Genomic DNA, 22,762 nt, shown 5'->3' with positions numbered 1-22,762 from the left:
GTTTACAAAAATAAGGATTAAATACACAATTAATGATGAAAATAAAAATATTTACAACCGTTTGCCTTATTTCAGGACTTCCTTTTTTCTATGGACAATCACTTGAATTTAAAGATAAAAACTTTGAAAAAGCAGTACTCGAAAATTTTGACGTGAATAAAAACGGAGTGCTTGAATCCACTGAAGCTGGTATGGTTACGAATCTGTTTCTTGTTAAAAAGGGAATTACTACCACAGAAGATCTGCATCTTTTTAAAAATGTAAAAATGATTGTCCTTGATGATAATATGATCCCGAATATTGTAGTAAACAATCTTGATCAGCTGGAATTGTTTTCGTGTACACAATGTAAAATATCCTCATTCAAAGCAGAAAACCTGAAAAATTTAACCTCATTATACCTGGATAATAACCTGTTGGAAAGTATTTCGCTGACAGGAATTCCAAAAATTGATCAATTAACATTATCTTTAAATCAATTAAAAACAATAAATCTGCTTCAGTTTAAAGTATTAAGAAAACTGAATGTAGAACATAATAAGCTTCAGCAAATTGATATTTCCGGTAATTCTGCCTTACAAACCCTTAATATAGCAGGGAATAAGATAAGAAAAACAGATATAAAAAAAAGCACAAAAGCAGAGGTGACCATTTTTGGAGCTGAAGAATAAAACTAATCATTATGAAAATAGAAACTGAACGACTTATTTTAAGAAAACTCGAAGATGATGATTTTGAACGCGTATTTCTGCTGGATTCCAATCCTGAAGTCATGAAATACATTGGTGTACCGGTTTTGAAGGATATCAATGAATCAAAAAAGGTCATCAGCATGATTCAGAAACAGTATGAGGAAAATGGAGTCGGAAGATTTGGAGTGGTGGAAAAAGAAAGCGGACTTCTGATAGGTTGGAGCGGGTTGAAATTACTTACCCATGAAACCAATGGGTACAAAAATGTATTGGAACTGGGATACCGTTTTCTGCCGGAATCATGGGGAAAAGGGTATGCTACGGAATCTGGAAAAGCTTCTCTGGAGTATGGTTTTAATGATCTTAATGCAGAAGTTATTTATGCGTATGCTCATTCCGAACATGATGCTTCCAACCATATTTTAAGAAAATTAGGATTTGAAAAAACCAGTGAATTTGAAGAACCTGACGGAATTTGCTTCTGGTACGAACTGAAGCGGGAAAACTATAATAAAAAATGATAACAGTATAACAGGAAGAGAAAAAGACGACCAAACAGATTTTTCAATTGGCAGAAGAAGCTTTCATAGAAATGAAACCTGCGAGATTGCCGTGCATATTCTCTTTACAAAAAAACAAGTAATTTTGGAATTTCTTTTCCATTCGATATTCCGGAAGAAAACGGAATGGCTGTAGAATTGGTAAAAGACAGATTAAAAGATAAAAAAAGAGGAGCGAATACCCTCATGAATTTGAAATAGACTAAAAAAATAAACGATGCAGACACAAAAAGTAATAGATCACATTGTAAACTGGTTAAAGGATTATGCTACAAATGCCAAAGTAAAAGGATATGTAATTGGAGTTTCCGGAGGAGTAGATTCCGGAGTTGTTTCTACTTTAGCGGCAATGACAGGCATGAAAACATTACTGATCGGAATGCCGATCCGCCAGAAAGCCGATCAGGTAGATCGTGCGCAGGATCATATGAATGACCTTAAATCCAGATTTCCCAATGTAGAAACAATCTCTGTAAATCTGACCCCGGCCTTTGAAGAGATCTATAAAACCTTTCATGTACATGATGAGGTGTATCCCAATGAGAATTTGACCTTTGCCAACACAAGAGCACGTCTTAGAATGCTTACACTTTATTATTACGGACAGCTGAACGGGCTTCTGGTATGTGGAACAGGAAACAAAGTGGAAGATTTTGGAATTGGTTTCTATACAAAATATGGAGATGGCGGAGTAGATGTGTCACCCATTGCAGACCTTTATAAAACTGAAGTATATGAACTTGCGAAAGGGTTAAATCTGATCAAAAGCATTCAGGAAGCCATTCCTACCGATGGACTTTGGGATACGGAAAGAACAGATGAGCAGCAGATTGGTGCTACTTATCCGGAACTGGAAAAAATCCAGAAAGAATATGGAACTAAAACTGCTGATGATTACGAAGGACGGGATAAAGAAGTATTCCTGATTTTCGACAGAATGCATAAGGCTGCAAAACATAAAATAGATCCTATTCCGGTTTGTGATATTCCTGAAGAATGGAGAGCATAGAAATCATATTACATTAAATTACAGCTATGAACGGAAAAATAAGATCTGTTTTTTTTATATGTCTGGGACTTCTTTTCGGAATGTCTGTGATGTATGTCTACAGAAATTTTATTGAAGATAAAAAAGATCAGTCAGATTCTGTAAAAAAAGAAACAGTGAGCTGCGGAAGTGCTTCTTCGGAGGGAAATTCCTCTGCTCAGGTTTCTATAGATCAGCTTACGGAAGAAAAAACGGTGATCAGCTATGTAAAACAAAATCATAAGCTGCCGGATTATTATATCACTAAAAATGAAGCCAGAAAACAGGGGTGGAATCCTTCCCAAGGAAATCTTTGTGACGTACTTCCAGGAAAAGCAATTGGCGGAGATCAATTCGGAAACAGGGAAAAACGTTTGCCGGATGGCGAAAAATACTTTGAAGCAGATGTAAATTACCATTGCGGTGGGAGAAATGCTGACCGTATCATCTACACCCAGAATGGAGATGTGTATCTTACCAAAAACCATTATAAAAGTTTTGAAAAGCAGTAGCGTCATTGCGAGGAACGAAGTGAAGAAGCAATCTCTATAAAAGAATCAAAGATGAAAGCAGGATTTGTCTACATCATGACAAATAAAAACCACACTACTCTTTATACAGGAGTGACTTCAAATCTGCCCAAACGTGTTCAACAGCATAAGGAGTCCTGTTATTCTCAAAGTTTTACTTCAAGATATAATTTGTATATACTTGTCTATTGGGAATCCTTTCAGGAAATAGGGGATGCTATATTTAGAGAAAAACAAATAAAAGCAGGTTCCAGACAAAAGAAGTTAGATTTGATAAACAGTATAAATCCTGATTGGAAAGATCTTACGGACGACATTCAACATATTTTAGATGTTTTTTGAGATTGCTTCGTCGCTTTTGCTCCTCGCAATGACCAATGTATAATTTGCATTGTAATTATTATAAATCTTAATTTTGAAAAATTATAACCTTTTTTACTTTACTATCATTCTATTTATGATACTTTCATGTTCGGAAAAGAAAAATGTAGTAAAGGAAAAAGCAGCAAAACCAGCCGTAACAATACTCATTCAGCAGTTTAAAGATATTCAACCGGAGAGTATAGAAAAAGTAACGGAAGGAATAAAGAAAGTATATCCGAATGTAAAAGTTCTGGATGCGATAGAATTTCCTGAAAATACTTATTATAAAGAGAGAAGCCGGTATAGAGCCGATTCAATCATTAAGTTTTTGAATAAAGAAACAAAAGAAGGTTTTGTCACAATTGGTCTGACAGCGAAGGATATCAGTGCCACCAGAGGAACGATCAAAGACTTTGGAATCATGGGGTTGGGGTATAGACCTGGAAAAGCTTGCGTGGCTTCAAATTTCAGACTGAATAAAGAAAACCGGGATGAGCAGTTTTATAAAATAGCCATTCATGAGCTGGGACATACTCAGGGGCTGCCACATTGCCCGGAAAAAATGTGTTTTATGAGAGATGCAGAAGGCAAGAATCCTACCAATGAAGAAACGGATTTCTGCAAAAAATGCAAAACTTTTTTAATCAATAAAAATTGGAAATTTAATTCAATATGAAGACAGTATATATAGATTTTACAGACATAGGTGACTATGAAGATTTTTACACCCAGCTAAAGGAGAAAGTTGAGCTTCCTGAGCATTTCGGTGATAATCTTGATGCCCTTTTTGATACGATTACCGGAGATATGGAAATGCCGCTCCATGTAGAATTCGTCAACATGACTGTAGATCAGCTTGAGATATTTGAAGATCTTCTGACAACGCTGGAGGATGCGGAAGAAGAAATTGAAGACTTTAGTTTCAGCTATTATCTCGAGCAGTACGAAGACGAAGATGACGATGTAGAATCTGAAAAAGAATAAAAAAATAAGGGTTGTCCCAATACAGGAGACAGCCTTTTTTATGCTGATCCTTATTCTATAGTATTCAAATCTTTATTCTTTAACATACAAACCTAACAGGTTTCCAAAACCTGTCAGGTTTCTTATCTTATTTAACTGTAAGATTTATTTAGGACTAGTCGATGTGAACTTTTTGTTTCACACCCTGTCAGCGCTTAAAAATCAAGTTTTACTTGGTTACAAAAACGTAGAGTCAAAATAGAAAGGAAGAAGGTCTTTCACTGCATGCACTTTTACAACCTCTTCATTCATACTTGAAAAATAAAGATCAATGTTTTCATTCTGTTTGGTTTCATACTCAATTAAACTCTGGCGGCATGCTCCACAAGGAGGAATCGGAGGGTTTTTCTCATGAAACTCTTTAGGACCTCCAACTACAAAAATCTTTTTTATTTTCATATTTGGAAAATTGGCAGCTACCCAAAAAACAGTTGTTCTTTCCGCACAGAGTCCGGACGGATAAGCTGCATTTTCCTGGTTGTTACCGGAATAGATTTCTCCGTTTTCCAATAAAACGGAACATCCTACCAAAAATTGAGAGTAAGGCGCATAAGCATTCTCACGAGCCTCTTTGGCTCTTTCAAATAACTGTTTTTCTATATCGCTCAGTTCGCTGCTATTTTTAAAATATTCGTAACCGATCTGTATGTCTTTTTTCATATATTGTCGACTAAAAAAGGGGGGTAAAAGTAGTTCTTTTTAATGAAGTGGGCAATATTTTATTCTCCCGGCAAAAGTTCAATTTTTTTAAGATTAAAAAAATGTTATACACACCAATAAAATTCAGAAATATAGAGTTGAAAAACAGATGGGTAATGTCACCTATGTGTATGTATTCATGTGAAGACGGAGAAGCTAACGACTTCCATTTTGTACACTATGGAAGCCGGTCACAGGGCGGTACAGGTCTTTTGATGGTAGAAGCTACAGGTGTAGAACCCAAAGGAAGAATTACCAATCACTGCATGGGAATCTGGAATGATGAGCAGGCAGAAAAATTACAGAGAATTGTTGAGTTTGTACACAAAAATTCAGAAAGTAAAATAGGAATTCAGCTGGCTCATGCCGGAAGAAAAGGGTCAACATGGAATAATATACAGATTTCTGTAGAAGATGGCTGGGAAACGGTGGCACCTAGTCCTATTCCTTACCATCCAACAGAAAGAATTCCACATACATTAACGATAGATGAGGTAAAAGAACAGGTTCAGAATTTTAAAAAAGCAGCCAGAAGAGCGGTAGAAGCTGGTTTTGATGTTATTGAAATTCATGGTGCTCACGGATATCTGATTCATCAGTTTTTGTCGCCACTTTCTAATATCAGAACAGATGAATACGGCGGAAGTTTTGAAAACAGGATCAGATTTCTGATCGAAATTGTAGATGCTGTTAATGAAGAACTGAATGAAAACACAGCCCTTTTTGTAAGAATTTCAGGAACGGAATATGCTGAGAATGGCTGGGATATTCAGAGCAGTGTTGAACTGGCAAAAATTCTAAAAGAACATGCCGTAGATCTTGTAGATGTATCCAGTGGTGGAAATATTCATGGAGCGAAAATCCCGGTTTTTGATGGCTATCAGGTTCCTTTTTCATCCAAGGTGAGAAATGAGGCTGAAGTGAAGACAGGAGCTGTAGGATTGATTACCAAGGTAGAACAGGCCGAAGAGATTCTTCAGAAAGGGGATGCTGATCTTATTTTCGTAGCAAGAGAAATTCTGAGAAATCCTTATATTGCTGTTCAGGGATCTTTTGAAATGAAAGAAGACTGCTTTTTCCCACATCAGTATACCAGAGCCAAAATCTCTACTTAATGATCACAAATAATCTGTAAAACAACAGAAATGGATATCAATGATTTCATGCTTACCTGCCCCAGTAAAAAATTCCTAGGGGTAGAATGTCTGGGCTGTGGTGCGCAGAGAGCAATCGTATTGGTATTTGAAGGAAAGTTTTCAGAAGCCTTTCAAATGTATCCGGCTGTATACACCTTATTGTTATTCTTTTTGATCCTTGGGGTTAGCTTTATCGATAAAAAAAGAAAATACAGTAATATTTTAATGATTATGGTGGTTGTTAACCTGATTATTATGGTGATTGGGTATCTGTATAAACATTATTAACTATAAAAGTTAAAAATAAGTATTTGATTGTGAACTGCTTTTGTGTTTTGATTTTTTGTTCAACAGTATGTAGGAAAATTTTAATAAAAAATATGATTTATTAGATTAATATTCCCGAATTGTTTTATTGTGTAGAATTTTAAAATGTCGTAGAACTACTACAATTTCTGAAACAGTGCCCTAAAAACTTTTTAAATTAGAACATGACCTTTATCTTTGTTGTATAAATCCTATATCAGGGAACAGTCGTTAATGATTAAAATGTAAGAATATGGCAGGAAATTCAAGAGGAATCTTAAAATTCAATGGAGGTGAAGGTCAGAAGTTGTTAAAGCTTAACTATAGCGTGTCAAGATCTACAGATGTTTCAGGACGTGTAGCATCTGACCCGTCAAACGCATTGATTAAAGTAACCATTGAAGCAACAGAAAAATCTGATGTTTTGGAAAGTTTATTAAACAGTAAATATAAACCAACAAGCGGAGAAATCAACTTTAATAAATCTCACGAAGAAGGAACACTGATCTCTTTGAAGTGGGAAAACGGATATGTGATCCAGCATGAAGTAGACTTCGATGCCATTGATAGCAATAATATGCTGATCAGTTTTGTAGTAAGTGCTGAAAGCATTACGTATGGAAATTCATCCTATGACGGACTTTGGCCAATGAGCTAAGTCTTTCATGAGCTAGAAATAAAAGACTGTCCTTACAAGACGGTCTTTTTTTACCTAAAACTATATTCTGCAGGATCTTTTGTTTTTAATTTTTAAACTCTCCTTCTGTAGAATAATCTTTTAGAAAACTAATCAAATCACTAAAAATATGTCAAATACACCTGGAAACTCACAAGCGACGTCTTTTCGTCCGACGCAGAATGCAGATGGTATTTCCGAAAACCATCATACAGGTATCAACCGTCTGGTAAAGCTTTCTCTTGTCATAGAAGGGAAAATTATCAAGTACTATAAGCATTTCAAGCTTAAGCAAAGTACCAGACGGCATCACGAATTTACGCTGACACTGGCACATGATACCTTGGGAGGCAGACAGACCCATTCATTGGAAGAAGCTAATAAATTCCTTGGGAAACGACTTACAGCTGTTATTTCCTATAAAGATATTGACAACAGCCCGGAACGAACTTTTGTGGGAGTGATTACCGGAGTGGGATTCAGTCAGGAACATATGAGTTTGGGAAATATTGTGCTTACAGGCTACAGCCCGACCATCCTTCTTGACGGTGCACCGCATATCCAGAGTTTTGGAGGCAGCCAGTCGGTTAACGTAGGAATTATTGCCGAAGAAGTAATCAAACAAGGAATTGATAAAAGCCGGTTCGATGTAAGAGTAGATGCCAATAATTTTTCCCAGATCATCTACAGCAGCCAGTATAACGAAACCCATTATAACTATCTGGCAAGAATGGCTGAAGCCTATGGTGAGCAGTTTTATTATGACGGTGAAGTTTTACATTTCGGAAAACTTCCTGCTCAGAACAAAGCAATTACCCTTACTTACGGAAGCAGTGCCAATGAAATAAAAGTTGAATTGAAAGCTGTACATACAAAGCCTCAGTTCTACGGCTACAACAGTAATAAAAATGAAAGACTGACATCAGGTTCTACACCCATAAAACACGTGAGTGACCTTGCGAAAACAGCATACAGTCATAACGAAACTATTTATAAGACTCCGGCTCTGCAGATGGCTCCCATTAAAGCCACTACACATTTGGATGTGGAGTACTCGCAGAAAAGTGCATCCGGAAGTGAAGCGGTAAATGTTTTTTCTATTTCAGGAAATACCACGGTTCCTTTCCTGCACCCGGGTTGCGTAGCAGACGTCCAGATGCGTAAGCAGGATTCCAATGAAACCTCTTATTTCACAAGGATAATGATTACAGAAGCAGAACATGAAATTGATACCATAGGCCATTACAAAGGAAGCTTCGTAGGAATAGCTGCAGATACAGGGTTTCTTCCAAAACCGGAATTCACTGTTCCGAAGGCTGAACCACAGACTGCCACTGTAATTTCCAATACAGATCCGGAAGGACAGGGAAGAGTACAGGTAAGATTTGACTGGCAGACCAATGATACCACTCATTTTATCCGTATGATGAGCCCTGATGCCGGAGGAACAGATCAGATTACCCAAAACCGTGGCTATGTAGCCATTCCCGAAGTGGGAGATCAGGTGATGGTCAACTTTGTGCACAGCCATCCGGACAGACCTTTCGTAATGGGAGGAATGTTCCATGGAGGAGTGGCATTAGGAGGAGGTGTTAACAATCATCTGAAATCTATTCAAACCAGAAGCGGAATCAGGATTCTGATGAATGATGAAGAAGGAAGCGTAACCATTCTTGATCCAAGCGGAAATACTTATTACATGGACGGACAAGGGAATATCAGCATGAAAGCTCCTAAAAACTTTACTTTAAATGCAGGCGACAACATCAATATCACCGCAGGAAAAGAAATATCAATAGGAGCAGGAGCAAGTATAACCAGTACTGCGAATGACAATATTATTTCCATTGCAGGGAAGGATATGAAACTTACGGCTTCGGGAGACATTACCGAAACATCCGACACCAGAACGGAAATGATTGAAAAAGAATTCAAAAGACAGTCCGAAACATCCAACGAAATTGCAGGTGAAATTTCCATGTTCAGCGAACTGGAAAATATGACCATGCAGAGCGGAAAGATTGTAGAATTCAACAGTGCTGAAAAATCAAAACTTTTCTGATATGGCGATCATCAAAACAGCAACCAATCTGCGCATAACAGTTAAAGATTCTTATCATCTGAGCGTAGGAAAAAAGGTGGAGAAAATAGCAAAGAAAATCAATGTGGAGGCACACAGAGATAATCTGGTTTTAGCAAGTAACAAGAAGATTATGTCCCATGGCCATAAGTAAATATAACCTGCTGATCCTTTTTATATGGTGTTTTTCATTAACGAATTGTCAGAATAAAAAAATGGAAGAAAAATACAGCTGGCTGGGAACCGTTTCCGCCCCGCAGGAATACCCGATGGAAGTATATGAAGGAGCTATTGTTGCCGATGGTTTTACTTACAGTTTTGATGCCATCTGGGGAACACAGAATACAGGATGGGGAAAAGAAGGCGGTACCATGAACGTCAATACCGAAAGAATGAGTGCTCCTCATGAACTGGAATTTACATGGTATTCTTTGGTGGAAAATAAATTCTACACCGGAAAATGGAATCTGGATAAAGAAAAGATAAAAAGCCTTTTTGATGAAGGGTTTGTTGATCAGGATACGAAAAAGAAAGCCACTTATAATTCCTTCGTGGTAGGATTAGCTCCGCAGGGAAGAGTAGTGCTTTGGATGAAAGGTCCCGGAAACCAGAAAGAAGTAGGAGCTTTCCAGGCTCATGATACAATTATCACCAAAGAAAAAGCCTACGATAATGCTCAGTACATGCTGAAAGTAGGATTTGCAGAAAGAATGCTCAAAGACCCGTCTTACAAGACATTCAAGCCGGAAGTTCGTGAGAAAATTGAAAAAGAAGGCTATCCGCCAGCAGATATTTATAACGTATACAGAGAAAAATACAACTGGAAACCTTCCGTGATTCTTCCTGAAGGAGCTGCATGGATAGATTTCGGTTTTACCAATTACAACGGTGAGCAGGAAAATCTTTTTGATCAGAGCTTAAAAGACAATACTTACAAAAGCAGGGCTATACCAAAATTCTGCGGTTTTTATTGGAAAGATAAAAACAGCAACAGATATGCAGTATGGATAGACGCTTTTGATGACAAAGAAATATTTGATCTGTTTCAGAAATCAGGAAAAGACAAAAATATTGATCTGACCATTAAAGTCAATGAAGATAACACAAAGGTTTTGGTATCCCTTGAGTCTGAAAAAGAGAAGTTTCCGGTAACCAAAGCAAAAATAAGGGTATCTAAAAAGATAGAATGATAGGTTTCACTCAGTCAATTTAAAAATTAAGAACGATGCACAACAATCAATTTGGAAGCTATACACCATCTGTATCCAAAGAGGAAGTACTGGATATTACCATTGGGATTTTTTTTGACGGAACCCTGAATAATAAAACCAATACTGAAGAGAGAAGGAAAGGAACGGATGCCCATAAAAAACATGGCGGAAAAGCTGAAGACAATACCAGCTACAATAATGACTGGAGCAATGTAGCTCGCATGTGGGATAACTATGATAAAAACTTCGGTATTTATATAGAAGGTATTGGTACACAGGATAAAGAAGGAGATGCTACGCTGGGCTACGCTTTCGGAACAGGAGATACAGGGATCAGATCTAAAGTGAGAAAAGGCTGCGAAGAGATTGTAAAAAAGGTGAAAACCATTAAAGCAGAAAAGAAGGCCGATAAAATTGCGGTTCTTACTTTCGATGTATTCGGATTCAGCCGTGGAGCTGCTGCCGCACGTAATTTTGTATACGAAATCGGAAAAGCAAAGTATAAAGCCACTTCACGCACCGTTGCCAACGAAGCGGTTTCGGTGACCACTTATTCAGATGATGACGGCAAAAGTGTAGCATCAGAAGAACTTCCAAAATGGGGACACCTTGGCCTTAAGCTCGAAGAAGCAGGATTAAAGGTTGATGTGTTGAAAGTAAGATTTCTGGGAATTTATGATACTGTTTCTTCCTATTCAAAATATCTGTCACCAATGCCTAATTTCAGCAATGACGTAGAAGAATTAAGCCTGAATGAAATTGGAAAAGCCCAGACTGTAGTTCACTTTATCGCTGCCGATGAACACAGAGAAAACTTTGACCTCACAAGGGTACACATCGGAACTGAAAAAACATTTCCGGGCGTACACTGCGATGTAGGCGGAGCCTATGAAAACGGAAGGGAAACATGGGAAGAAGTGGAAACTTCATGGACTACCAGCAGTAAATTAGAAGCATTAAAGGCAGAGCTTGAAAATGAAGGCTGGTATCATAAAGGTGAACTCACCATTACCCCCGGATTCTATTTGTCATTAAGAGGAACACGTGATCTTCTGAAGACTTTCAGCTATATTCCTTTACATTTTATGGCAGAATACGGCATTGATAAAAACCTTCCCATCACCTTAAAAAAAATGACAGATGATAAATACTCCATTTTGGATGATCAGTTTTTGATAGGAATTAAAGACCGTCTCAGAACTTACGTAATGGGAGATGGCAAACCTTACTCTTTCAGACATTATAAAGAACTGAGGGATGCCTATGGAGGAAACGAAATTCCGGAAGACCGTCAGGCAGCTTATCAGAAAGAAGTAAAGGAACAGGATGATTTAAGAAAGCTTCGTCACAAATACCTTCACTGGTCAGCCAGAAGAGAAGGGATTGGTATGGATCCGAGACCGAACAGAACAAGGGTTATCCATTAGAATTAAAATCTTTAACAATAAGATTATCATACAGAAAAGAAATTGAAGCAGGAATATTTTTATGCAGAAATATAATATACATACTGTTCAGAAAGATGAAACTTTAAAAAGTATAGCGTCGCTGTACGGGTTGGATAAAGATGCATTAAAACTTTTCCATAATAATCACTGCGCTGTTAAAGACATGATCCTGATCAATCTTAATGGGCAGAAAGAACTTTTTGTTCCGAGAACTGCAGTGGCAGATAAAAACCTTTTGGTACAATTCAGAAAAGGAAATAGTCTTACCCTTCAGCCGGAAAAATCATTGCGAAGATACAGTGTAGTCATTACCATTGAAAAAGGAGAATCCAAAAACGAATTAAAATATGAAGCATCTGTTCGCTGGCTTACAACAGAAAAAGGGCATCATTTTTTTGAGATAGACAGAACATCAAAGCTCTATCTTAATGAAGAAGAAGTAAATGAAATTGCAGATCTGCTGGCCTACAGAACCTCAGGTGTTTTATATCCTTTACACATCAGTACAGATGAACATGGAAGATTTGAAACAGTAGAAAACGCTGAGGTATTTTCCAAAAGATGGCCCGCTGTAAAAGAAGAACTCTATAAAGAATTTGAAGGCGAAACCGTAGACGAATATTGCGGAAAGATTGAAAAAGTGATCAGCCAGCCTGAAGCCGTCAATCTTTATATCAAAAACGATTATTTCATCCGTGCCTTGTTTTTTGGAATCTATCAGAGTTTCGGAAAGGATTATAGAACTGAGATGACAGAAACTTTTCCTGTAACAGACAATGCAATTGAACCCAGATATAAACTGACCCTGGAAACAGATCCTGTTAAAGGAGAAACAGGGCTGATTACCATAGAAGGAGCAGGAAAGTTATATGAAGAAAGGGATATTGATGATTTTATAAGAAAATCACCTTTTTCATTGATTATAGAAGATCATCCTGTGATGAATGAAGAAGGAACTTTCAGACTCATAAGCTATCTGAAAGGAGAAACTTCACTTCCGGAATCTCTTTACCTGGAATGCAGTATCATGCTGCAGGAAGAAAAAAAGATTTCAGTATCAGTTTCAGGAATTGATAATAAATAAATGACCACTTCACTAAAGATAAATTAATATGGCAGAAAAACATATTGTAGTACAGGGCGCCCTATGCAAATGCCAGTTCGGGCAGGCTCCGGACAAGCTGAAAGTACTTACACACCAAAAAGAATATGCCAATGATAAAAGCGCTTCCAAAAAACTGATCGTTACCACGAAAGAAATTGGAGCAGCCACATTTGAAAAAAATACATTCGGGAACTGTACCAAAATGGGAGGACCGCCGCCTCCATGCAAAATTATGGTTACAGAATGGCAGAATTTTTATGATAAAGTACAGCTCAGCAACGGTGGATACATCATTGTAGAAGACAGCAAAGCCGTATGTGCGGTTGCGGGAACTCCATGTATTGAGATTATAGACCACGGGCAGAGAGCAGAAGCCAGCCAGCAGAACTTTAAAAATGCCGACAAAGACGTTCAGCAGCAGATCAATCCGCTGGTAGATTCCGAAGAAATGTATAATGAACAGCCTTCAGGAGGAGGGCAGGATGGTGCAATCTAAATGATAAGAAAATGGCAAAAGGCGTAAAAAAAATAAAAGTTGTAAGCGGCTTGTATTACCCGAAAATGTCTGTATTAGGTCAAAGGATTACCATAAAGCCGGATCAGTGGGTGCAGTTTGGTGTGGATGAATGGCTGCCGGGAACTACAGATGCAGACAAAAAGAAACCTCTTACGTGGATGAGGCAGAACAGCAGCAAAAAAATTATTATCAATCAGATTACCTCTGCTACAGGATATAAATTTTTAATTGGCAAGCAGTACTGCGGAAGCTATCAGTTTTATATTGAAGCCAGTCTTTCAGGAGTAAGAGATCCTAAAGGTAATACAGGGCTATATGTAAAAGGCTGGTGTGAACCCAAAATTGTAAGCAGCAAATGGTCTACACAAAAGAACAGCAAAAGCATCAAAAACAATAAAAAAAGCGAATACATTTCCTACGGCCATATTGTTCACCTGAACCTGATGACAGAAGGGCTGAATGGAAATACAGTCAGTATCGAACTCTGGAATCAGCAGACAGCCAAGGCAGATAAACTGGTACATACCTACAATAATGTACAGGTAATAGACGGCGAAGTCAATCTTAAAATAGAAAATACCTTCACCTGGATGGCTTATGTAGACAATATTCAGAATGTAGAGGAATTCTATGTTAAAGTGAAAGATGTTGCTTCCAGACAGTATATCAAAGATAAACTGGGTGATGATCTTCATGCCATCTATCTGAATGTTAAGAATAAAGTTGCCACTACCAATACCAATGGTGCTCAGAACCAGACACCAACTAAGGTTTATAAGCCGGATGTCAACTCCGTCAGACTCGAGCCGTGTAAATTTGAAGTCATTAAAATCACGGAAAATGAAACAAAAGACGGCAAAGCCAGCAATACAACCGTTAAAGTTTTTGACAATGGTAATGGTGTCAAACTGATAAAATCTGCTGCATTACAGGAACATATTCAGAGAACAATCTATTATAAATTTGATTCCACAGTTATTGATAAAGACGGAGAAGCCACCCTGAATAATGTGCTCAAATTTCTTCTCGAACACAAAGATGCCACCATGAATCTCAGCGGGTATGCCTGTGTCATAGGAAAAGAAAATTATAACAAAGGGCTTTCCCAAAGAAGAGCTGATGTTGTGAAAAAATTCTTTGCAGACGGCGGATTAGATCCAAGAAGAATTATCTCCGTAGGAAAAGGGGAAGTAGATCCTACCGATGATAAAATGGGAAGAGATAATATCAGATACAAAAACGAGAAAGACTACGAAAATAACCGTAGAGTAGATATCTCATTTGTATTCAATGCTCATGATGCGCAAACTGTTCATTATGAAGTAACGGCACCTAGTGTGTCTACAAAGAAAAATCTGATCATTGATGTTGCCGGCTTTGAAACAAAAGAATGTTTCAGAGACAGTAAAGGAAAACATAAAAAACAGATACAGATTGTAGATGTAGGACAGGCAATAGATAATGGAGATACGGTAAAAACATTTACGGCTCCTTCCTTTACTTATGGAGTATATTCAGATTTATCACAATTCAATGCTTTTCCTATACAATATATCTGGCCTGCCGGAACAAACCCGAATCAGTTTCATTTGCATGTACATACCTGCAGATACTATAGTAATGAGAAAAGGACTACGGTATTAATAAAAGCCTATCCGGACGTCAACTGGACACTGAGTTTTACATTGAATCTTACCAATGATCTCAGCGTAAAATGGATGAATATGGATCCCCATGAGCATAAAGAGCTGCAGAAAAGAGCAGGCAAAATGGGTGCTGAAAAAAGATGGAAGCAAAAAGATGCTTCACTGGCATTTAGTTTAAAGGCAAAATGGAACAATGATCAGCAGGAAAAAGAGCTAAAATATCAATACGAAACCAAGTTTAAGAAAATATATGATACATTTGCTGCCATAGGAGCGCTGTCGGATGGAGTTCTTAATCAGGCCAAAGGAAAAGTACGCTCCATTTCTCCTAAAGGGATTCCGGTAAGTTTTGCCGTAAAACCGCCCAACATGGAGCTATCAGGTAACTGGCTTTTAAAGCATCCAAAAGATAATAATGCCATTATTGGTACAGATGTAGCTATAGGTTTAAAAGCAAATCCGCTGATTGGGCTGGAAATGACAGTTGATCTTCTGGGAGCCCTGGTATTTGGTATTTCCGGAGCGGTAAGCGGAGGAACAGCTGCGCCGGGAGTAACAAGATTATATCAGGAAATTCAGGGAAAACTGAAATCCGGAATAGATGTAGGGAATGATAATGCAGGTTTTAAAGCATCGGTTGATATCTTTATGGATCTTATTATTTCCAGTACGATAGAAGTGGAATCTGAATTTAAATTTAATACAGCAGGAAAACTCAAAGATTCCGACTTTAAAGTCTCAAGTAAGAGTAAACTTAAACTGGAATTGAAAGTAGGAGTGAAAATTCAGGGAGAAGTTTCACTGGCTGTTATTAAAGCAGAGGCTTATTTTGAAGCTTCAGCATCAGGAAGTGCTTCCATAACGTATGGACATGGTATCAACTACGATGAAAAAGGATTGTATTACCGTCCTGTTCTCGGATTTGACGGTCTTGATGCCCAATATGTAGTTACAATAAGTGTAGGTCTTGCTATTAAAATTGCAAAAAATAAACATAAAGTGGAGGAAAGCAGAAATGGAAAATATGAAATTGCCAAAGGGGATTTTAAAAATGTAATTCCTCCTTTTGATGTGATAAAAGAATTAGAGTCCTTATTTGGAATAAGTGCAAATATTCCGTTGATTAAAAATGATTAATATTCAGACAATGAAAAATCTTATCTTATTATTTAGCTTTTTGGCTATCGTTTCCTGCAATGGACAAACTGACTTGGAGTCCCTTAAATTTGATGAAAAACTGCCGGATAATATTTTGAAGGGAGAGAAGGATACAGAAGCCAATTACGGATTATTATCTTATAAACAGGCCAAAGTTAACAATTATAAGCTGGGAACAGCATCATTTTCCGAGTATGCAGTACCTAAAGGATACGATTATTCCAACAACAACCTTGCGCTTTTTGTAAACTCTTACCAGAATAATCAATACCTCGGATTTATACTGAACCTTGCTAAAGAAGACGAAGGGAAAAAGCTGATTGATTATCTGACTAAGACCTATGGTAATCCAGAAAAAAGATCCACTGATAAAACCGGAGTTGCTTACTTCTGGGATGCATCAGCTAAAAATAAATGGCTGTTTTTAACCCAAACCCAGGAGCTTACTCAGGACAATACAAAATATACCAACACAAAACTGATCGTAGTAAAGAAAGGAACCAGAGTTGAAAATTCTTCAGATCCAGGTACATTCTCCATCTTAGACAGTTTTACCCTTGCTTATCCTAAAAAATAAAAGATGAAACCTTATTACGAAATAGATTTTAGTGCGGTAATGTGTTCATTTCAGATCAAAATTAATGATGTGGAATTAATTTCATTGAGTATTGAGGGACAGACAAGATCAGATTTTCCCATCAATCATCTTATTCTGGAAGGAGGTAAACAAACAATTGAAGTGAAAGGACTTCCAATGGATGGGCATAAAGAATTGCATGAAGATTCTTATATAAGATACAGAGTAAATCTCTACGATATGTCTTCCGGAGAATATGCTTTTGTAAAGCAGTTTGATGAATATTTTACCAAGAAGCCAGATAAAAATATACCGTTTATAGGACATGTAAGTACATTTGAAGCCGAAGTACCCTACAAACTGGAGGCATGGCAAAACGGAATAGATCTTAAAGGTGCTAAATTCGATGTTAAAGAAAAATTGATCAAAAAGTATAACGAAATTATAAAGCTGATCAATGGAGGCAATTACAGTTCATTCATTGATCAATATCAAAAAAGAGAAAATAATAACGCTTTAGCCATGTATCTTAGCAAAAGTCAGGCAGAAGCCAGAATGCAGGGTATTATTTCCGATATGCAGAATGGATATAAAGCACAGAGTCTTCCGGATGATATTCAGGTAGAGTATTCAGCCTACGGAAAGCTGGCCGCACTAAAATGTACAGATATGATGTCTGCATTACGTCTGGAAAATCCGAAAAGTGAGGAAGAATTAGTTCTGCCCATAACATTTTATATTCCCGAAGGGAAAGATGAGTTTGAGATTATATAGCAATCTTTAAAAGAAAAAAACACTGGAAATAAGATCTAGGTATTTCCACCAGTTTTATAACAGAATAAATGGGAGTTAAAAAGGAAAGACCATACATCGTATATAGTATTTTAGGAATAATAGCCGCAGGCTTTATTTATTTTATTCTGTGGATTATTTTCAAAGATAGAATGCCGCTGCATGAATATGCTTCTGAAATTTCCAATAACTATGACAGTTACGCAGAGAAAGCGATCGTTTTTTTTCCATTACTTTTTTTTGTTTTCATTTTTATTGTTTTAATGAAGCCTACTGCTTCAAAACGTTTTTTACGCCTGCAATCCTCACTACCTACCTCTAAGATCCATTCTGTAGCAAAAGGACTGGCAGAGATTGAAGGAACTTTAAAGATGATGAATCCTTTATTTTCACCAGTAAATAATGAAGCCTGCATCGGATATTATTATACCATTGAAGATATTGACAGAGATTCAGACGGAAAAGAAAGTTACAGAACCATTCACAGGGAAACGAAATGCAATATCTTCCGGGTTAAAGATGACACAGGAATCATAGAAGTAGAACCGGAAGGAATAGAGCTGGTTTTATTAGAAGAAACCAATGTAAGCAGCTACGGCGGTAAAAGGTACAAAGAAACTCTTTTAAAAGATGGTCAGAAGATGCTGCTGGTAGGCTATGCCGATTCTAAAAACGGAGTACCTTTCATCAGAAAAGACGATTATTATAAAATACTTGGTATTACTTCTTCCTCAGGAATCACAGTCTGGAACAAATACCAGCCCTTGCTGAGGTCATTTATGTTTACCTGTTCCATCATCCTTTTAATAATTATTTATATACTTACACAATAATGAATCAGACGGTCGCTATCATATTACTTATCCTGCTTGGGGTAGTTATTATAAGTTTTCTGATCAATCTGTACAACAAATTGGTCATGCTCAAATTTAACGTTGACAAAGCATACGGCAATATTGATGTGGTGCTGAAACAACGTGCGGATGAAATTCCCAATTTGGTCACCGTTGCCAAACACTTTATGAACTACGAAGAAAAGCTGCTTACCCGCCTTACAGAGCTCAGAACTTTTTACAATAACAGTACTGATGCCAATAAGAGAACCGAGATTGCCAATGAAACCTCAAAAGCGCTTTCTTCATTCTTTGCGGTTTCAGAAAACTATCCGGAACTGAAATCTAATAATAATTTTCTTGAACTGCAGAAAAGAATTTCCGATCTGGAGAACAAAATAGCGGACAGAAGAGAATTTTTTAATGACAGCGTGAATCTTTACAACATTGGAATTCATGAATTTCCCAATGTTATACTGGCGAAAATGATAGGCTATAAAGATAAAACTTTACTGGAAATCACAAACGAAGAAAAACAGTATGACGGGGTTCAGTTTTAATACCTTTTTCGGATTAGAAGATAAAATAGCGGATTACCCGGAAGTAACCATTTTCGGAGCTATGTTTTTGCCGCTTTTGTTGTTTCTTCCGATGGCCGTGATAGGATGGATCTTCAGAAAGCTAAAATTCAATATGTACATCATTCATGTATTGATGTATACTTTGCTTTTTACATTTATAATAGGAACACTGACCATATTTATCCTTTTCTTTATTACTGATAAAAATGGAGTGAAACTGGCCTATTGCTGGCTTACGATACTTACGGGAATGTTTGTTTTCAGTTTAATCAATGCCAATACTATTACCAAAATGTTTAGTGATTGGTCTAAAATAATTAAGGAAAGACAAAATCAGTAATTTTAGAAAAATATAGCATGATGAAAAAAGCAAGAGTGCTGGTATTGATTTTTGTAGTATTGATCAATATCTGTTGTGGAAATCAATCATTTGACCTGTCATCAGTTTCCTTAGGTGAGGATGCAAAGAAGTATGATTTTGAAAACAAAGACTTATTTCTGAAAGATGCCGTAAAAACAGATATTATTCAATATTATGCTGATGAAAATAAAGGGATAACCTACGGAAATATACCCTTAGACAAGACAATGGGTACAAGAATTACCGTATACAAAGGAAAAGTAGGAGCAGTTGATACCAATGCTGCCGAAAAGTACTCTCTGGAATTTGTAGAAAAAATAGTAAAAAAACATGGAAATCCTACCGCTTCTATTACAGACAAAGCAACCGTAGATGCCAAATTAGTAAAACCAATTTTTGAAAAACTTAAAAAACTTTCTCCGGAAAAAGTCTCATGGAATCAAAATGAGAAAAATTCCTTTACTTATCCAACTTCTTTTTTCTGGGATGATGGGAAAAATTATTCCATACTAAGTATCTCCATTGAAGATGATGGGAAAATAAGAAATAAATATATTTCTGTATCAAAAGATGCTTACCGTAATAATGCTGTATTTGGATTAAAATATCCTACCCCTCCGGCTTCTCCATGGTACAAGTACATGAATTAAAAGGCGGCAGTCAAGAGAAGAGTAATAAAAGAACCGTTTCCTGATACTTAAATCCTGTTTTTTCTGTTTATTATTAATAACCGGATATTAACACTAGCATTATGAAGAAATTGAAATATGTATTAATACCAGTAATCTGCCTGAGTCTTGCATCATGCAGCCAGCAGAAAAATAAAGAGGGTGAGTCTTTGGTTGAAACACAGGGAGGTACACAAACAGAGCCCTTTAATCTTGCACAGCTTAAAGCAGGACAGAATATCAATGAAATTTTAAAATCTGCCGGAGCAACGGCTAAGGATGCTTTACGTACCACTGACGTTACGCTGATCGGAAATGAAAAGCTGGCTTTTTCATCAAAAGAATTATTACATTTCAACGGGATAGATTTAGAAGGAAAAAATAATAAAAATATCAATAAAGTCCTTCTGCATTTTGGAAAAGTAGATCAGGAAATCGGCCCGCTTGCTAATGAAAAAGAAAATGAATTGGGAATGTATCAGCTAGATATTTATACAGAGCATGAAAAAAAAGCGCTTTTGGATAACCTGAATAGAACACTTCAAAAACCGAGTTTTGATACAATCCGTGAAGGTTTTGAATCTGAAGTTAAAGACAATGAAATCATTCAGACTCATAATAAATTCAGACAGGAAGTTGCCATCTGGAGAAACAGAGATATGCTCTATTACTACTGTGAAACCAAAATAGATAATAAACCGGACGAATACCGCTGCAATCTCTTCGTTTTCAAAAATAAAGAATGGAAAGACCTCTTAAAAGGATCAGGATATCCGGATCTGGATAAGATTTCTTTATAACGTTCAATACGCAAAAATCTACAGGAGTTTAATAGAAACATAAAATGCCGGTCCAAAAAGAACCGGCATTTTTATATCAAATCAGTATTTGAATTATTTTACTAAGAACTGCATCGTTACCTGATCCAGCTTCAAAATATAAACTCCCTGACCAAGATTTCTGGTTTTAATAGAGTTTCCATTTCTGAAAGGCTGGTCAATCGTCTGAAGAGTTTTCCCCTGAAGGTTATAAATCTCAGCTTTTCTTACCTTCTCAAGATCTCCTTTTACAAAGATTTCCTGATTGGTGATAGGGTTAGGAGAGATTTTAAAACTGTTAGAAGTAGTTTCAGTAGCTGTGCTTTGAGCCATTCTTGCACTTGATCCGGAATAACATGTCCATGCAAGATCATCAATAGCCACTCTGTTGCTTGATGAATTATTAACAAGGCTTACCACTACATTTCCGGAAAGATTGATGTTATTGATGGTCGTCGTTGTAGATGAAGTACTGTAAGGAATTGTCCCTACGGTTGTTCCGTTTACTTTTACATCAAAAGTACCATTGGTTCCTGAGAATTTAAGCTGTGTAGTTACCGTCAAAGAGCCAATACCGTTTGCTGAAGTGCCGGAAGTTAAAGAACCGTTTCTTACCGTAATCGCTTTATTGTTAATAGTCTGATCTGTTCTTGCATCCGTTGCTGTCCAGGAAATACCACCATTGCTCCATGTTCTGGTTGTATAGGTAGAACTGGCTGCAGGGATTGTTTCAAAATTTTCATTGGCACAGTTCGTACCTGGAGTAGTCCCTCCTGAATTAGTAGTCCCGGAAACCGTTGAACTGTTTGATGAAGAATTTCCTGCCGCATCCTTCGCTACTACATAAAAACTGTAAGTTGTAGAAGGAGTAAGCCCTGAAATGGTTGTTGAAGTTGAACCTGTAGTTGTTTGCAGACTTCCGTTCATATAAACATTATAAGCTGTTACGCCTACGTTATCGGTAGAAGCATTCCATGCAAGAGAAATACTGCCGGAAGTTGTTCCTGAAACATTCAGACCTGTTGCCGCAGTAGGTGCCTGAGTGTCACCTGAGGGCTGCTGAGAACCCCATATAAGGTTAACATAATTCGGGTTATCAATAAAAGGGTTTCTGTTCCCCTGAAAAGTATAGGATGCATTATTTCTTTTGATCTCAGCCTGAGAAACCGGATCCTGATTATGCCATGCCAGTAGAACATTCAGTTCCCAGGTCTGTAATCCCGGGAATGTAGAACTTCCTAACATATTTCCTGATGAGAAAGTAGAAAGTTTGCTTTGGTAACGTGTTACAAAATAAAAAATCATACGGGCCACATCTCCTTTAAACTCATCAATCGGCTCAAATACCGTCCCTGAATATCCTGAAGAAACAGAGGTGCCAAGTTTTGAACCATTCTGAGAAGTAAAAGAAGCACTTCCTACCTTTCCGAAAGGATAATTGCTTCTCATTCCGTTTACTTTTCCGTCTGTAGCTCTGATAAAATGAATATCCGCTACCATTGGAGATGCCTGATTGAAAAGACTTTGAGGCACAATATGCTCTCTGTTATAACAATTTCCCTCAGTAGAATACGTTCCACACTGGTTGGTCCCCGGATTATACTTATAAGGATCTGTGCCTGAAGGCTTTTCAGAATAAATATCAAGGATAGTACCATCATTCTCATAGTCCTTATCAATATCCGTGGTTTTATACGCTGTCCACAGTCCACTGTATCCTTTATCAGTATGTCCGTTGGTGATAATGCTGCTTAATTCAGATTTTAGTGCTGCGCCACTCAGTCCGTTGGCAGAATTGTAATATCCTGCAGGAGCCTGAGCATGGGCAAGCCCTGCAAATACAGAAAATAAAATGATTTTTTTCATAATTAATATTAAGTTTCAGCAAGAATACTACAATTTTTGTGAATAAAAAATTACAAAATCGTTAATTTTAAATGCACTGCATGTAAATA

General features: G+C 37.1%; 26 protein-coding genes. 24 read left to right on the top strand and 2 right to left on the bottom strand.

Annotated features, from left to right (window positions below):
- Nucleotides 1-32: 32 nt before the first annotated feature.
- From C8D70_RS06625 to C8D70_RS06590, 7 genes are all read left to right on the top strand, one after another.
- Nucleotides 33-671, top strand: a complete 639-nt coding sequence (locus C8D70_RS06625) for a leucine-rich repeat domain-containing protein (protein WP_110366799.1) — start codon at nt 33-35, stop codon at nt 669-671.
- Between the two features lie 11 nt (nt 672-682).
- On the top strand, nt 683-1,213 hold the full coding sequence (locus tag C8D70_RS06620; RefSeq protein WP_076596142.1) for a GNAT family N-acetyltransferase: 531 nt from the start codon (nt 683-685) through the stop codon (nt 1,211-1,213).
- A gap of 256 nt (nt 1,214-1,469) precedes the next feature.
- On the top strand, nt 1,470-2,261 hold the full coding sequence (gene nadE / locus C8D70_RS06610; protein WP_076596141.1) for an NAD(+) synthase: 792 nt from the start codon (nt 1,470-1,472) through the stop codon (nt 2,259-2,261).
- Between the two features lie 26 nt (nt 2,262-2,287).
- Nucleotides 2,288-2,791: a ribonuclease domain-containing protein gene (locus C8D70_RS06605; RefSeq protein ID WP_110366798.1), complete on the top strand. Its 504-nt coding sequence runs from the start codon at nt 2,288-2,290 to the stop codon at nt 2,789-2,791.
- Between the two features lie 51 nt (nt 2,792-2,842).
- On the top strand, nt 2,843-3,151 hold the full coding sequence (locus C8D70_RS06600; protein ID WP_076596139.1) for a GIY-YIG nuclease family protein: 309 nt from the start codon (nt 2,843-2,845) through the stop codon (nt 3,149-3,151).
- 115 nt (nt 3,152-3,266) lie between these two features.
- Nucleotides 3,267-3,848 carry a Zn-dependent protease gene (locus C8D70_RS06595; protein WP_110366797.1) on the top strand — a complete coding sequence of 194 codons (582 nt, stop codon included), beginning with the start codon at nt 3,267-3,269 and terminating at the stop codon, nt 3,846-3,848.
- Nucleotides 3,845-4,156 (top strand): barstar family protein, encoded by a 312-nt coding sequence (locus C8D70_RS06590; RefSeq protein ID WP_110366796.1) that lies wholly within the window; start codon nt 3,845-3,847, stop codon nt 4,154-4,156. Before C8D70_RS06595 ends, C8D70_RS06590 begins: the two co-directional genes overlap by 4 nt.
- Nucleotides 4,157-4,372: 216 nt before the next feature.
- Here C8D70_RS06590 and C8D70_RS06585 read toward each other — a convergent pair whose 3' ends face one another.
- Nucleotides 4,373-4,855, bottom strand: a complete 483-nt coding sequence (locus tag C8D70_RS06585; RefSeq protein WP_076596136.1) for a cytidine deaminase — start codon at nt 4,853-4,855, stop codon at nt 4,373-4,375.
- 101 nt (nt 4,856-4,956) lie between these two features.
- Between C8D70_RS06585 and namA the strand changes: the two genes are divergently transcribed.
- The 17 genes from namA (at nt 4,957) to C8D70_RS06505 (ending at nt 20,789) form a co-directional block, all read left to right on the top strand.
- Nucleotides 4,957-6,009 carry an NADPH dehydrogenase NamA gene (gene namA, locus C8D70_RS06580; RefSeq protein ID WP_110366795.1) on the top strand — a complete coding sequence of 351 codons (1,053 nt, stop codon included), beginning with the start codon at nt 4,957-4,959 and terminating at the stop codon, nt 6,007-6,009.
- 30 nt (nt 6,010-6,039) lie between these two features.
- Nucleotides 6,040-6,318 (top strand): DUF2752 domain-containing protein, encoded by a 279-nt coding sequence (locus C8D70_RS06575; RefSeq protein WP_076596134.1) that lies wholly within the window; start codon nt 6,040-6,042, stop codon nt 6,316-6,318.
- A 271-nt stretch (nt 6,319-6,589) separates the two neighbouring features.
- Complete coding sequence (tssD, locus tag C8D70_RS06570) at nt 6,590-6,994, top strand: type VI secretion system tube protein TssD (RefSeq protein ID WP_002977458.1); 405 nt, start codon at nt 6,590-6,592, stop codon at nt 6,992-6,994.
- A 148-nt stretch (nt 6,995-7,142) separates the two neighbouring features.
- On the top strand, nt 7,143-9,074 hold the full coding sequence (locus tag C8D70_RS06565; protein ID WP_110366794.1) for a type VI secretion system Vgr family protein: 1,932 nt from the start codon (nt 7,143-7,145) through the stop codon (nt 9,072-9,074).
- A 1-nt stretch (nt 9,075) separates the two neighbouring features.
- Nucleotides 9,076-9,246, top strand: coding sequence for a hypothetical protein (locus C8D70_RS20740; RefSeq protein ID WP_156106421.1), 171 nt, complete (start codon nt 9,076-9,078; stop codon nt 9,244-9,246).
- Nucleotides 9,247-9,307: 61 nt separating this feature from the next.
- On the top strand, nt 9,308-10,282 hold the full coding sequence (locus C8D70_RS06560; protein WP_262509780.1) for a DUF2931 family protein: 975 nt from the start codon (nt 9,308-9,310) through the stop codon (nt 10,280-10,282).
- Between the two features lie 35 nt (nt 10,283-10,317).
- Entirely contained in the window at nt 10,318-11,730 is a 1,413-nt protein-coding gene (locus tag C8D70_RS06555; RefSeq protein WP_110366792.1) for a T6SS phospholipase effector Tle1-like catalytic domain-containing protein, read from the top strand.
- 61 nt (nt 11,731-11,791) lie between these two features.
- Nucleotides 11,792-12,835, top strand: coding sequence for a hypothetical protein (locus C8D70_RS06550; RefSeq protein WP_110366791.1), 1,044 nt, complete (start codon nt 11,792-11,794; stop codon nt 12,833-12,835).
- A 28-nt stretch (nt 12,836-12,863) separates the two neighbouring features.
- On the top strand, nt 12,864-13,352 hold the full coding sequence (locus tag C8D70_RS06545) for a DUF4280 domain-containing protein (protein ID WP_110366790.1): 489 nt from the start codon (nt 12,864-12,866) through the stop codon (nt 13,350-13,352).
- A gap of 11 nt (nt 13,353-13,363) precedes the next feature.
- A complete protein-coding gene (locus C8D70_RS06540) occupies nt 13,364-16,156 on the top strand; it encodes an OmpA family protein (protein WP_110366789.1) in 2,793 nt (930 codons plus the stop codon).
- A 10-nt stretch (nt 16,157-16,166) separates the two neighbouring features.
- The gene (locus C8D70_RS06535; protein WP_146212860.1) at nt 16,167-16,754 is read left to right on the top strand and encodes a hypothetical protein; all 588 of its coding nucleotides are present in this window, start codon (nt 16,167-16,169) and stop codon (nt 16,752-16,754) included.
- A 3-nt stretch (nt 16,755-16,757) separates the two neighbouring features.
- Entirely contained in the window at nt 16,758-17,528 is a 771-nt protein-coding gene (locus C8D70_RS06530; RefSeq protein WP_110366787.1) for a hypothetical protein, read from the top strand.
- Nucleotides 17,529-17,596: 68 nt separating this feature from the next.
- A complete protein-coding gene (locus C8D70_RS06525; RefSeq protein WP_110366786.1) occupies nt 17,597-18,379 on the top strand; it encodes a hypothetical protein in 783 nt (260 codons plus the stop codon).
- Between the two features lie 86 nt (nt 18,380-18,465).
- Nucleotides 18,466-18,939, top strand: a complete 474-nt coding sequence (locus C8D70_RS06520; protein WP_228407991.1) for a LemA family protein — start codon at nt 18,466-18,468, stop codon at nt 18,937-18,939.
- On the top strand, nt 18,920-19,300 hold the full coding sequence (locus tag C8D70_RS06515) for a hypothetical protein (RefSeq protein ID WP_110366784.1): 381 nt from the start codon (nt 18,920-18,922) through the stop codon (nt 19,298-19,300). Before C8D70_RS06520 ends, C8D70_RS06515 begins: the two co-directional genes overlap by 20 nt.
- A 17-nt stretch (nt 19,301-19,317) precedes the next feature.
- Nucleotides 19,318-19,971 carry a hypothetical protein gene (locus C8D70_RS06510; protein WP_110366783.1) on the top strand — a complete coding sequence of 218 codons (654 nt, stop codon included), beginning with the start codon at nt 19,318-19,320 and terminating at the stop codon, nt 19,969-19,971.
- A gap of 101 nt (nt 19,972-20,072) precedes the next feature.
- Nucleotides 20,073-20,789, top strand: coding sequence for a hypothetical protein (locus C8D70_RS06505; protein ID WP_110366782.1), 717 nt, complete (start codon nt 20,073-20,075; stop codon nt 20,787-20,789).
- Nucleotides 20,790-20,882: 93 nt separating this feature from the next.
- On the opposite strand, the gene C8D70_RS06500 is transcribed toward C8D70_RS06505, so the two are convergent.
- Nucleotides 20,883-22,673, bottom strand: coding sequence for an endonuclease (locus C8D70_RS06500; RefSeq protein ID WP_110366781.1), 1,791 nt, complete (start codon nt 22,671-22,673; stop codon nt 20,883-20,885).
- Nucleotides 22,674-22,762 lie beyond the last annotated feature (89 nt).

This window comes from Chryseobacterium sp. CBTAP 102, from assembly GCF_003201365.1.
Taxonomy (GTDB): Bacteria; Bacteroidota; Bacteroidia; order Flavobacteriales; family Weeksellaceae; genus Chryseobacterium; species Chryseobacterium candidae.
The sequence above is the reverse complement of the archived record's forward strand: the minus strand, read 5'-3'. Positions and strand labels throughout refer to the sequence as shown.